This window comes from Promicromonospora sp. NPDC050880, assembly GCF_044456525.1.
GTDB lineage: Bacteria > Actinomycetota > Actinomycetes > Actinomycetales > Cellulomonadaceae > Promicromonospora.
In genome coordinates, this window is record NZ_JBITFV010000009.1 from 147,436 (window position 1) to 160,261 (window position 12,826).

Sequence of the window (12,826 nt, forward strand, 5' to 3'; positions counted from 1 at the left end):
GTCAGGCCCTCAGGTCGCTCCGGCGGCCTGAGGGCCTGACGCATTCGGTGTGTTCACCGCGCAGTGACACGGTCGACACCTGGGGATTTCGATTCGCGGGTAAGATGGGTGGTGCTGCGAGACCGGTCCCTTCGGGCCAGAGTCCGCGCCCCCTGACCTCCCTTCTGGAAATGAGTGCTCCGTGACCGTGCCTGCAACCGCGCCGACCTCGGCCCGTGCGACCCGTTCCGACCTGCGTAACGTCGCCATCGTGGCCCACGTCGACCACGGCAAGACCACGCTCGTGGACGCCATGCTGAAGCAGGCGGGCGCGTTCTCGGCGCACCAGCACGTGGACGACCGCGTGATGGACTCCGGCGACCTGGAGCGTGAGAAGGGCATCACGATCCTCGCCAAGAACACCGCGATCCGGTACGCCGGCCCCGCGGCCGCGGCGAGCGGTGAGCCCGACGGCATCACCATCAACGTGATCGACACCCCCGGCCACGCCGACTTCGGCGGCGAGGTCGAGCGCGGCCTGTCCATGGTCGACGGCGTCGTGCTGCTCGTCGACGCGTCCGAGGGCCCGCTGCCCCAGACGCGCTTCGTGCTGCGCAAGGCCCTGGCCGCCAAGCTGCCGGTCATCGTCGTCGTGAACAAGGTGGACCGGCCCGACGCCCGCATCAGCGAGGTCGTCGCCGAGACCACCGACCTGCTGCTCGGCCTGGCCGGCGACCTGTCGGACGAGGTCGAGGACCTCGACCTGGACGCCATCCTCGACGTGCCCGTCGTGTACGCGTCGGCCAAGGCCGGCCGCGCCTCCACCGACCAGCCCGCCGACGGCGGCCTGCCGGACAACGAGGACCTCGAGCCGCTGTTCGCCACGATCCTCGAGAAGATCCCCGCGCCGACCTACGAGGAGGGCGTGCCGCTGCAGGCGCACGTCACCAACCTCGACGCGTCGCCGTTCCTCGGCCGCCTCGCGCTGCTGCGCATCCACAACGGCACCCTGTCCAAGGGCCAGAACGTGGCGTGGGCCCGGCACGACGGCACGCTGCAGAGCGTGAAGATCACCGAGCTGCTGGAGACCAAGGCGCTCGACCGCGTGCCGACCGACAAGGCCGGCCCCGGCGAGATCGTCGCCGTCGCGGGCATCGCCGACATCATGATCGGCGAGACCCTCACCGACATCGACGACCCGCGCCCCCTGCCGCTCATCACGGTGGACGACCCGGCCATCTCGATGACCATCGGTATCAACACCTCGCCCCTGGCGGGCAAGGGTGGCAAGGGCCACAAGGTCACCGCGCGCCAGGTGAAGGACCGCCTCGACTCCGAGCTCATCGGTAACGTCTCGCTGAAGGTGCTGCCGACCGAGCGTCCGGACGCCTGGGAGGTGCAGGGCCGTGGTGAGCTCGCGCTGGCCATCCTGGTCGAGCAGATGCGCCGCGAGGGCTTCGAGCTCACGGTCGGCAAGCCGCAGGTGGTCACCAAGGAGATCGACGGCAAGCGCCACGAGCCCATGGAGCGCATGACCATCGACGTGCCCGAGGAGTACCTCGGCTCCGTCACGCAGCTCCTCGCGCAGCGCAAGGGCCGCATGGAGACCATGACGAACCACGGCACCGGCTGGGTCCGCATGGAGTTCATGGTGCCGGCGCGCGGCCTGATCGGGTTCCGCACCCAGTTCCTCACCGACACGCGCGGTACGGGTATCGCCGCGTCGATCTCCGAGGGCTACGAGCCGTGGCACGGCCCCATCGAGTCGCGCATGACCGGCTCGCTGGTCGCGGACCGCGCCGGCAAGGTCACGCCGTTCGCCATGATCAACCTCCAGGAGCGCGGCTCCTTCTTCGTGGACCCCACGCAGGAGGTGTACGAGGGCATGATCGTCGGCGAGAACTCGCGCAACGAGGACATGGACGTCAACATCACCAAGGAGAAGAAGCTGACGAACATGCGGTCCTCGACCGCCGACAACTTCGAGAACCTCATCCCGCCGCGCAAGCTCACGCTCGAGGAGTCGCTGGAGTTCGCGCAGGAGGACGAGTGCGTCGAGGTGACCCCTGAGGTCGTCCGCATCCGCAAGGTCGTGCTGAACGCCACGGACCGCGCCCGCGCCGCGGCCCGCGCCAAGCGCTCCTGACCACGCCCTGCCGTTGAGTGCTGGATCTTCGCCCTTGAGCAGCCGTTCCGAGGGTGAAGATCCAGCACTCAACGCTTTGTCCGGTGGGTTGGTGGCCGTGCATGCGCATCCCGACGACGAGACGCTGTCGACCGGCGGGCTGATCGCCACGTTCGCCGCGGCCGGGCTGCCCGTGTGCATCGTGACCTGCACGCGCGGCGAGCGGGGTGAGGTGATCGCCCTGCCCGGGACGACGTCGGAGGGGCTCGCCGGCCTCGAGGGCGACGGTCCTGCCCTGGGCGCCTACCGCGAGACGGAGCTGGCCGCGGCGCTGGAGCATCTGGCGGGCGATGCCGAGGGACCCGGCCGGATCGAGCATGTCTTCCTGGACATGCTGCCTGGTGTACCGGACACCGTCTCCGGTACGCCGGGCGCGGCGTCTGGGGTGTCCGGTGCGCCGCGTTTGCCCGCGGACGTCGCGCCGTTCGTCGCCGGCACCCCCGGTGCGGCGCGGTACGAGGACTCGGGCATGGCCTGGGTGGCACCGGGTGTCGCCGGCCCCGCACCCGACTCCCCGCCGACGGCGTTCGCCCGGGTGCCGCTCGACGAGCCCGCCGGGCGGCTCGCGGCGCTGCTCCGGGCGCGGCGTCCCGCCGTCGTCGCCACGTACGAGCCCGGAGGCGGTTACGGCCACCCCGACCACGTGCGCACGCACCAGGTGACCGTCCGTGCGCTCGATCTCGCGGCCGGTCCGGCCGTGCGGCAGGGAGAGCCGTGGGCCGGCCCGGAGCTGTGGCAGGCGGTCGCACCGGCCGCCGAGGTGCGCGCGGCGCGGGCGACCCTCGCCGCCCTTCCGGAGGCCCGGGAGCTCGCGACGACCCACGCCCTCACCCTCCCGGACCCGCACGAGCCCCTGCCCCCGCTGGCGAAGCCCACCCTGGACGCGTGCTGGTCGGCTCCAGAGCCTGCAGACCTGCAGCCGTGGTCGGCAGAAGGCCAGGTGATCGGCACCCCGGGGTATCGATCACCTGACGATCTGCCGATCACCCGGCTCGGCGGGGCGGCTGGTCTGGGCGCGGTGCGGGTCGATGCACGGCCCGTGCTGGGGCGGGTCGTCGCCGCGCTGCGGGCGCATGCGACCCAGGTGCAGCACGCGACGGCGCTGCCCCACGCGGCGGGGCCCGTCGTCGGCTGGTACGCCCTGTCGAACGGCGTGCTGGCGCCGCTCCTGCCCGACGAGACCTACCTGGTGGCCCGGCCGTTCCGCTGAGGGGGCTCAGCGCTCCTGGAGGGCGTCCAGCGCGATGGCCATGGCGGCCACGAGCCGGCGGTCGAGCTGCGGGTCGTGGATGTTCACGACGTACCGGTCGCGCAGGCCCCACTTCTTCTCCACGGAGAACGCCGGCCGGCCCTCGACCAGGAAGTCGAAGTGGTACGGCAGCCAGTCGACCTCGGCCAGCCGCCGGATGATCGCGACGGCGGTGCTGCGCTCGGAGCCGGTGGCCGTGGCGTAGCCCGGCTGCTCCAGGTGCCAGGTGCTGCGCAGCAGCGAGCGTGCGAAGTCCTTGCGGAACGAGCCGATGGGGGAGCCACCCGCGTCGACGACGTCGTAGGTGGCGCCGAGGTCGATGACCTGCCGCGCCTTGAAGCCGAGCACGGCCTCCTGCTTCTTCTCGTCCGTGTAGAGCGTCACCTGCTCACGGAACGCCATGCGCTTCTGCTGCGCGAAGGCGTAGAGGTCGCCCTCGGAGCCGTCGGGCCGGGCGCCGTGCACCTCGTACTGGTTGACCAGCATCCGGATGCGCTGTCGGACGATGAGCTGTGTCTGTGCCTGGAGCGTGTTCACCCGCGGGAGTGTTCCACATCCGCAGGACCCTCCCAGGTGAGTGCTGGACAATGGTCGGGTGAACTCACCCGGACGTCACCTCGGACGAACGATCGTGCGCACCCTGCTGGCCGTCCTGCTCGGCGTGGTGCTGGGCGCGCTCGGGACGGTGGTGCACAGGTACGGCGACGAGTCCTGGTACCTCGGTCTCGTGCTCGCCCTCGCCCTGACCGCCGCCGCGGGCGTCCTCGCGCGCGCCTGGGCGGGTTATGGCACGCTGCTGGGGTTCGGTGTGGGCTGGGTCGCCATGGTGCAGGCCCTGTCCCTGCCGGGTTCGGGGGGCGACGTCGTGGTGCCGGCGGGCCTGCTGGGCATGGTCTGGTCGTACGCCGGGGTGGCCGTGCTGGCCGTCGTGGCGTTCCTGCCGTCGTCGTGGTTCGCGGAGGTTCCGGCGCGCCGGAACCGGTCTGCCGCCTGAGGTCTGCGCGTCTGCGCGAAGTGCTTCAGGATGGTGGGCAGGATTGATACACAACCTCCACCTCGGGACGTCCGGTACGCGACCTTGAGTCGGATTCCTGCTCGATAGGATTCCCGGCAGGGCGGCCCCGTCCAGCGGATTCGCCGCAGTTTCGGTGCGCCCTGGGGGACGCGGAGGGCCCGCGTCTCGGGTAGTTGCACGGAGCGTGCCGATGGGTCAGCCGACCGAGCGTGACGAACCGCTCGAGCCGACGTCAGACGAGAACGCCGGGACGGAACCTGCCCCGGCGATGCCTCCCCGCCTGTCCCGAACGCGCCCCGGCAGCGTTCCCCGACAGGTTGCCACACCCCCCGCACGGCCGACCGACCCGGGAGCCGTGCAGTTCGCAGCACCGGCCGGTCGACCGACCGCACAGCCGGCTTCCCCGTCCCCAGAGAAAGCCCAGCCCGTGACCCCTCCGGAGCAGTCCGAGGCCCCGAAGGCCCGCCAGCCCGTCACCCCGCCGGTCACGCCCGCGCGCGCCCAGGAGGCAGCGGCGGGCGCCGCGCCGTCCGCAGCGTCACCGCACGAGCCCGCCGCGTCGCCGTCGGACGCCGGGAAGCCGGCTGCGACGTCGGGCGGCGCCAAGCCGGCTGCGACGTCGGACGGCGGTGCGACGACGGCCGACGCGGGGTCCGGTGCCTCGCCGGCCGGGGCCGACCGGCCGGAGGCGACACCCGTCGACGCCGGGCGGACCCCCGCTGCGTCGGCCGCCGGGGCTCCCGGACCGGGCGACGCCCAGCCGTCGGGTACACCGGCCGTCCCCGCGGGGTCCGCTCCGCGCGCCGGTGACGCCGCCCCGTCCGCGGGCGGGCAGGGTGCGTCGGCGCCGGGCGCGGCGTCGGCCCCGGCCGTTCCCGTGCGGAGCAAGCCGAGCCCGTCGGGGGACCAGCAGGGCTCGTCGTCCGCGACCCCGGCCGAGCCGCCGACCGCCGACAACCCGGACCAGGTGGCCGTGCTGCAGACGGTCGTCAACGAGCTCGCGACCCCGGCGACCAAGGCCACCACCACGCCGAAGAGCGGGTACACGCCGCGTGTCTTCGCGTTCGAACGGCCGCCCAAGCAGGCGCCGGGCGCGGGCAGCACCCCGAACGCCGCCCCTGGTGCGTCCGGCTCGGACGCGACGGCGGGCGCCGCCGCCGGTGCCGCTGCGGGTGCTGCGGCCGGTGCCGCTGCGGGTGCTCCGGCCGGTTCTGCTGCGAGGGCCGCCGGAGGTGCTGCCGCGGGTGCCGCCGCCGGAGACGCTACGCCGTCCGGCGACGCGTCTCCGTCCGCTGCTCCGGTGAGCAGGCCCGCAACGGAGAGTGCGCCGACCAACGCCTCGAAGGGCGCTGTGCCTGCCGGCCCCGCGTCCTCCGACACCTCGTCAGGCGGTGCATCCGCCGACACCCCGGCCGACGCATCGCCCGGCACATCGCCCGGCACATCGCCGGGCACGGCACCGGACAGGACGTCCGCCTCCGTCCCCGCGGGCCCGGCAGCCGCCGGCGCCCCGTCGCCCACCAAGGACACGGCAGCAGCCGTCGCGGCGAGCGCGGCCGCCGCCTCCGCCGCGGCGTCCGGCGTCACCCCCGCCGCCTCGGGCGGCACCGCGCCTGTCGCTGCCTCCGGCGTCACCCCGCTGGGCGTGGTGTCCGCCCCGTCCACCCCCGCGCCGGGCGTCGCCGCGTCCGCTCCCGCAGCCCCGCCGGCACCGGCGACCCCCGGTGCGCCGCCGTCGGTGCCGCCGCGTTCGCTCATCCCGCCGTCGGGCCCGGACTCCGCCGCACCGTCCGGCCCGGGTAGCGTGCCCGCTCCGGACGGCGGCCAGAACTCGTTCCTCAAGCCGCTGACCGGCGCGATCCAGCGTGTCTCGCGCTGGGCGCCGGTGAACCCCGGCGCCGCGTCCGCGTCCGCGCAGCAGCCGGCCGGACCTGCCGGTCCCGGCGGTGGACCGGGCGGACCCGGCGGACCCGGTGGGCCGGGCGCCCCGACCGCCCCGGGCAGCTTCTACGGGCTCGCCGGTGACGGCGCCCCGAGCCGCGGACCGAAGTTCGCGCTGTTCGCGGTGCTCGCCGCCGTCGTGCTGTTCGGCGTCTACTCGCTCGTGGCCTGGAGCCTGAGCGACCGGGTGCCGAAGGAGACCACGGTGGCCGGCGTCGACGTCGGCGGCATGACGCAGGGCGAGGCCGCCTCCGCGCTGACGGAGCAGCTCGGCCCGCGGCTCAAGGAGCCGATCGCGCTGACGGCGGGCGAGGGCAAGGCACAGCTCTCCCCGGAGCCGAGCGGCCTCGCGATCGACGCCGAGGCAACCGCGGCCCAGCTCACCGGCTTCTCGCTGAGCCCGGTGCGCATGTGGGCGCACATGTTCGGCGGCACCGAGGAGGAGCTGGTCCTGGACATCGACTCCGAGAAGTTCGACGCCGCCGTGGCGGGCCTCGAGGAGTCGCTCACCGTCGCGCCCGTGGACGGCACCGTGTCGTTCGTCGACGGGCAGCCGGCCAAGACCGACGCGAAGGACGGTTCACGGATCGTCACCAGCGAGACCTCCCGGATCATCCAGGAGCGCTGGCTGCACGACGAGGGGCCGTTCGACCTGCCGATCGAGACCGTCGAGCCGACGATCACGCAGCAGGAGACGGACGACAGCTTCGCGGTGGCGCAGAAGGTCGTCTCGGCACCCGTCACGGTGTCGGTGGGCGGGCAGAAGCCCGTGCTCACGCCCGCCGTCCTGGCCGGGCTGGTCCGGTTCGAGCAGCGGGACGAGACGCTGCGGACCATCGTGGACCGCGAGGCCGCCGTGGCGGCGATCGTGGAGGGCACGACCGACCTGCTGGAGGTCCCGGACGACGCGCACTTCGAGTTCGTGGGCGGTGCGCCGACGGTCGTCGAGGGCAAGACCGGCACCACCCTGGACCCGGCGGAGACCGGCAAGGCCGTGCGGATCGCCGCGACGAGCGACGACCGCGAGACGTCGGTCGAGCTGGTCGAGCAGGACCCGAAGGAGACCGTCGAGTCGCTGGAGGCGCTGGGCGTCAAGGAGATCGTGTCCGAGTTCAGCACGCCGCTGACGAACGAGCCCGTGCGCACCCAGAACCTGGTGCGGGGCGCCGAGATGGTCACGGGCAACCTGGTCAAGCCGGGCGAGACCTTCTCGCTGCTGGAGGCCCTGGCGCCGATCACCCTGGAGAACGGGTACTTCGACGCGGGCGTCGTCGAGAACGGCGAGCACGTGGAGGCGGTGGGCGGTGGTCTCTCGCAGATGGCCACCACCTCGTTCAACGCGGGCTTCTTCGCCGGGTTCGACGACATCGAGCACCACGCGCACTCCTACTGGTTCCCGCGCTACCCGGCGGGCCGCGAGGCCACGATCTACGTGGGCGCCAAGGACATGAAGTTCCGCAACGACACCCCGTACGGCGCGGTCATGCAGGCCTTCGTGGCGGACGGCAAGCTCACGGTCCGCATCTGGAGCACCAAGTACTACACGGTCCAGGAGAGCACCAGCCCCAAGCGGAACATCGTGCCGAAGACGACCATCCACGACTCCTCGGCGGACTGCCAGCCGTACCCGGGCGGTGAGGACGGCTTCTCGGTCACCATCTCCCGCAAGGTGCTCCACGAGGGCAAGGTGGTCAAGGAGAACTCGTTCAACCACTCCTACAACCCCGACAACCCCGTGGTCTGCGACGGACCGGGCGGCTCGGACGGCTGACGGGCGGTAGGTTGCGCACATGCTAGGACGGAGCGAGCGGGAGTCTCCCGCGCACGCGGTGCTCGCCGCGCGGATGGCGGGCTGGAACGACCCGGTGGAGCTGCTCGACCTCGGCACGACGGCGGACACGCTCGCCACCGTAGCGAGCATCGACGCGCTGGCCGCCGTGGTGCACCTGGGACACCCGGAGCACCCGGCGCCGGGCCTCGAGCGGGCCCTGCTGGAGGGCGACGCGTCGCTCATCGTGACGGCCGCCGTCGCGGTGCCCGGTCAGTGGGTCTGGGTCGGTTCGGGCGCCACGGGTGGTCAGGTGGTGATCGACGAGGCGGGCGTGCGGGACTGCGCCGCGGTGCTGCGCGGCCTGGGTGCGAGCCTGCGCCTGGTACCCACGCGGGCGACGGTGGCGGAGCGGATCGCGCTCGCCGGCGAGGGCGGCTCGCTCGTGATCGAACGGTCCCGGGTGCCCGCCGGGTTCACCGAGCTGCCGGACAGCGCGGCGCTGGCCGCGGGCGGACCCGTCTGGTACGGGCTCCTGGAGTCCCGGGCGGACTGGCCGCCGTTCACCGAGCCCGCGCAGGTGTGGCTGGCGTTCGGGCCGTCCGACGACCACCTGGGATCCCTCCAGCCCACGCTCGCCGTCATCGCCGACGCCGGTCTGGACCTGGTCCACCTGCGCAGCCAGCCCTCCTCGGGCGGTCCGCACGCGTTCTTCGCCTCGTTCTCGTGCCCCACGTCGGACGTGCTGAACGACCTCGTCGCCGCCCTCACGCAGCGCGGGGTCGCGCACCGCACGCTCGCGGTGCTGCCGGGCGACTCGTTCGTGCCCGGTCCGGACGCCCTGACGCCGCGGTGGGCATGACGGCGCCGGCCGGTCGCCCCGCCACCCGGGTCGCATACCTGGGTCCCGAGGGCACCTTCACCCACCAGGCGGCGCTCGACTGGGCCCGTCGGTACGCGCCCGACGGCGCGGTCGTCGCGGAACCGCTCGCCACGGTCAAGGACGTGCACGACGCCGTCGCGGCCGACTCTCCGGCCGGTCCTCCGACGGACGGGCCGGCGAGCCCCCGGTTCGGCGTCGTGGCCGTCGAGTCCTCGGTCGAGGGCTACGTGGTGCCGTCCCTGGACGCCCTGCTGTCCAGCGCGGACGTCGTGGCCGTCGACGAGGTGGCCATCGACGTGTCGTTCGACGCCTTCGTGCGCCCGGACCACGGCGAGCTGACCGAGGTGTCCGCGCACCCGCACGGCCTGGCGCAGTGCGCCGGCTTCGTGACGAGCACCGGGCTGGCGACGGCCCCGGCGTCGTCCAACGCGGCCGCGTGCCGCGACGCCGGGCCCGGGACCGTCGCCCTGGGACCCACGATCTGCGGCGAGCTGTACGGGCTGGACACCTACGCGACGGCGGTCGAGGACTTCCGCGGCGGACGGACCCGGTTCCTCGTCCTGACGCGGCGTGCCGTGGCCGGCGCGTACCTGGAGCGCACGCGGGCCGCCGGCGAGACCGCGTGGAAGACGATGCTCGCCATCACCCCGTCGGTGACCGGCCCCGGTGTGCTGGCGCGGATCACCGCCGCCTTCGGCGACCGCGGCGTGAACATGTCGAGCCTCATCACGCGGCCGCTCAAGGCGCAGGAGAGCCGGTACGTGTTCGTCGTGACGTTCGACGACGCCCCGTGGGCCCCGGCCGCCCGCGAGGTCCTCAGCGACCTGCTCGCCGCGGGGGACTCCCTCAAGACGCTCGGGCTGTTCCCCGCCGGGGCCGGGTTCCGGACCCTGGACGGCCCGCTCGACCCCGACCACGTGCCCGTCGGCTCGGTCTCCTCGGCCGACCCCGACCCGGCGCGGGCCCGGGGGCTGCTGTGGTGAGCGTCGGCGTCGTCGGCCTGGGGCTGGTCGGCGGGTCGATCGCCCGCGCCCTCCAGGCCGCGGCGGTGCCGGTCGTCGCGACCGACCCCGTCTCCGGCGGCGAGGCCCGCGCGGCGGGCCTCACGGTGGCCGACGACGTCGCCCGCCTGGCCGCCAACCGGCCCGACGTCGTGGTGCTCGCCGCACCGCTGCGCGCGATGCGGTCGGTCGCTGCCGAGCTGGCCGATGCGCTCGCGGGCGAGCCCGGCTGGGACCCGACGGTGACCGACGTGGGCTCGGTGAAGGGGCCGGTGCGGGAGGCGGTCGCCGAGGCCGGCCTGGGGGAGCGGTACGTCGGTGCACACCCGATGTCCGGTACCGAGCACAGCGGTTTCGCGGCGTCGTCGGCGGAGCTGATGCAGGGCGTCCCGTGGGCGGTGACGGTGGGGCCCGGTACGGACCCGGACCGGCTCGTGCAGGTGCTGACCCTGGTGACCGGGCCGCTGGGCGGCACGGCCGCGGTGCTCACCGACGAGCTGCACGACGAGGCGGTGGCGCTGGTGTCGCACGTGCCCCACGTGCTGGCCACCCAGCTCCTCGGCGCCGTGGCAGGGGCGCCGGTGCGCGACCTCGCCCTGGGGCTGGCCGCGGGCTCGTTCCGGGACGGGACCCGCGTGGGCCTCACCGACCCGCGCCGCACCGAGGCGATGGTGACCGAGAACGGCACCTGGGTGGCCCCCGCGCTCCGGCTGGCCGCCCGGGACCTGGAGCGCCTCGCGGACGCGCTCGACTCCAACGCGCCGACGCACTGGTTCTTCGACCGGCCCGACCCGGTGCGCGCGCGGCTCGGCCGGGCGCGGAGCAGCCGCGTGACCGGGCTGCGCCCGGGGGACGGTGCCGGTGCCGGTGCCGACGAGACGGTGGAGACCGTGCGGCTGACGGACGACTGGCCCACGGAGCTGGTGACCCGCTGCGCCCAGGGCGCCGTGGTGATCAGCCTGGAGGACGGCCAGGCCCTGCTGCGGTAGCGGGAGACGGCACCGCCCGGCCGACCCGGCCGACGCGCGCAGCCGGGCCAGCCGGGTTCAGAGCGACTCCGCCAGGGCCCGGCCCGTCGTCCGCCCCGTGAAGAGGCAGCCGCCGAGGAACGTCCCCTCCAGGGCGCGGTGCCCGTGCACGCCGCCGCCCCCGAAGCCCGCGGCCTCGCCCACGGCCCACAGGCCGTCCAGCACCTCGCCGTCCGGCGTCAGGGCCCGGCCCGTCTCGTCGCACCACAGGCCGCCCAGGGTCTTGCGGGTCAGCACCGACAGGCGCACCGCGAGCAGCGGTCCGTCCTGCGGGTCGGTCAGCGCGCGCGGCGGCGCCACCCGGATCGCCTTGTCCACGATGAAGTGCCGCGCCGCCGACGTCGCCACGACCTGCGGGTCCTTGCCCAGCCCCGTGGCGACCTGGGCGTCCCGGGCGGCGACGAGCCGGGCCAGGGCCTCGGCGTCGACGTGCCCGCTCGATCCGGGCGTCGCCTCCGTCAGCGCGTTCATCTTCGCCGCGAGCTCGGCGGGGGTGTCGGCCCACAGGAACTCCTGCGACTGCTCGGCGAAGGTGCGCACCGGCACCGACCGGCCGCGCACGCGCTCCAGCAGCAGCGGCACCGACCTGCCGGTCAGGTCGGGGTTCTGCTCGGAGCCCGACAGTGCGAACTCCTTCTCCATGATGGTCTTGTTCAGCACGAACCACGAGTGGTCGTCGCCACGGGAGGTCACGTGCTGCAGGGCGCCGAGGGCGTCGAACCCGGGGAACAGCGGGCCCGGCAGCCGGTTGCCGTCGGCGTCCAGCCAGAGCGACGACGGGCCGGGCAGGATCCGGATGCCGTGCTTCGACCAGACCGGCGAGTGGTTCGCGATGCCCTCGGGGTAGTGCCACATCCGGCCCTCGTGCACCAGCGCCGCACCGGAGGCCGCGGCGACCCCCAGCATGAGTCCGTCGGTCGAGTCGGGCACGCCCGAGAGCATGCGCTCCGGGAGGCGCCCGGCGCTCGCGGACCACCGGGCGCGGGCCAGGTCGTGGTTGGCGCCGATGCCCCCGCTGGCGACGACGACGGCCTGGGCGGACAGCTCCACCTCGCCGGTCACGGTACGGCCGGACGGCTCGCCGCGCTCGGCGTCGTCGTCGGCCAGGACCTCGGCGCGGACGCCGGTGACGCGGCCGTCGGTGACCACGAGCGAGGTGACCCGGTGCCGGAAGCGCAGGTCGAGCAGCCCGGCCCGGTTCGCCTCGTGCGCCGCGGCGACGAACGGCGCGACGATCGCGGGCCCGGTGCCCCAGGTGACGTGGAAGCGGGGCACCGAGTTGCCGTGGCCGCCGGCCGGGTAGCCGCCGCGCTCCGCCCACTGCACCAGCGGGAACCAGCGCACCCCCTTGCCGTGCAGCCACGGCCGCATGCCGCCCGCGGCGAACTCGACGAACCCCTGCGCCCACCGGTACCCGAACCGGTCCGGACCCTCGCCGCGCTCCGCGCCGGGGTCGAACTGCGCGGAGCCCAGCCAGTCGGCGAACGCGAGCTCGGCGGAGTCGCGGACCTTGAGCCGGCGCTGCTCGGGCGAGTTCACCAGGAACAGCCCGCCGAACGACCACCACGCCTGACCGCCCAGCGACGCGGCCGGCTCCTGGTCGAGCAGGACCACGCGCCGGCCCGCCGCGGTCAGCTCGGTCGCGGTCACGAGACCCGACAGGCCCGCGCCGACGACGATCACGTCGGTGCTCCCCGCGGCGGCAACGTCGTTGTTGTGGACGGAGTCAGTCATGACCGCACTGTAGCCAGGTCGCGGGCGCCACGGTCAGCCCCCT

The 12,826-nt window shown here is 74.2% G+C and carries 9 protein-coding genes; 7 read left to right on the forward strand and 2 right to left on the reverse strand.

Going from position 1 to position 12,826, the window contains the following annotated elements; all coding sequences use genetic code 11:
* Nucleotides 1-181: 181 nt before the first annotated feature.
* Nucleotides 182-2,125, forward strand: coding sequence for a translational GTPase TypA (gene typA / locus ACIBBF_RS16195; protein ID WP_397415115.1), 1,944 nt, complete (start codon nt 182-184; stop codon nt 2,123-2,125).
* Between the two features lie 97 nt (nt 2,126-2,222).
* On the forward strand, nt 2,223-3,374 hold the full coding sequence (locus ACIBBF_RS16200; RefSeq protein WP_397415117.1) for a PIG-L family deacetylase: 1,152 nt from the start codon (nt 2,223-2,225) through the stop codon (nt 3,372-3,374).
* Between the two features lie 6 nt (nt 3,375-3,380).
* Here the strand turns inward: ACIBBF_RS16200 and ACIBBF_RS16205 are convergent, their stop codons facing one another.
* Complete coding sequence (locus ACIBBF_RS16205) at nt 3,381-3,950, reverse strand: hypothetical protein (RefSeq protein WP_397415119.1); 570 nt, start codon at nt 3,948-3,950, stop codon at nt 3,381-3,383.
* 94 nt (nt 3,951-4,044) lie between these two features.
* Between ACIBBF_RS16205 and ACIBBF_RS16210 the strand changes: the two genes are divergently transcribed.
* The 5 genes from ACIBBF_RS16210 to ACIBBF_RS16230 all read left to right on the forward strand — a co-directional run bounded on the left by ACIBBF_RS16210 (nt 4,045) and on the right by ACIBBF_RS16230 (nt 11,010).
* Nucleotides 4,045-4,407, forward strand: coding sequence for a hypothetical protein (locus tag ACIBBF_RS16210; protein WP_397415122.1), 363 nt, complete (start codon nt 4,045-4,047; stop codon nt 4,405-4,407).
* 448 nt (nt 4,408-4,855) lie between these two features.
* Complete coding sequence (locus tag ACIBBF_RS16215; RefSeq protein WP_397415124.1) at nt 4,856-8,140, forward strand: VanW family protein; 3,285 nt, start codon at nt 4,856-4,858, stop codon at nt 8,138-8,140.
* A 19-nt stretch (nt 8,141-8,159) separates the two neighbouring features.
* The gene (locus ACIBBF_RS16220) at nt 8,160-8,999 is read left to right on the forward strand and encodes a hypothetical protein (RefSeq protein WP_397415126.1); all 840 of its coding nucleotides are present in this window, start codon (nt 8,160-8,162) and stop codon (nt 8,997-8,999) included.
* The gene (locus tag ACIBBF_RS16225) at nt 8,996-10,003 is read left to right on the forward strand and encodes a prephenate dehydratase (RefSeq protein ID WP_397415128.1); all 1,008 of its coding nucleotides are present in this window, start codon (nt 8,996-8,998) and stop codon (nt 10,001-10,003) included. Before ACIBBF_RS16220 ends, ACIBBF_RS16225 begins: the two co-directional genes overlap by 4 nt.
* On the forward strand, nt 10,000-11,010 hold the full coding sequence (locus ACIBBF_RS16230) for a prephenate dehydrogenase (RefSeq protein ID WP_397415130.1): 1,011 nt from the start codon (nt 10,000-10,002) through the stop codon (nt 11,008-11,010). Before ACIBBF_RS16225 ends, ACIBBF_RS16230 begins: the two co-directional genes overlap by 4 nt.
* A gap of 57 nt (nt 11,011-11,067) precedes the next feature.
* Here the strand turns inward: ACIBBF_RS16230 and ACIBBF_RS16235 are convergent, their stop codons facing one another.
* Entirely contained in the window at nt 11,068-12,783 is a 1,716-nt protein-coding gene (locus tag ACIBBF_RS16235) for an FAD-binding dehydrogenase (RefSeq protein ID WP_397415132.1), read from the reverse strand.
* Nucleotides 12,784-12,826 lie beyond the last annotated feature (43 nt).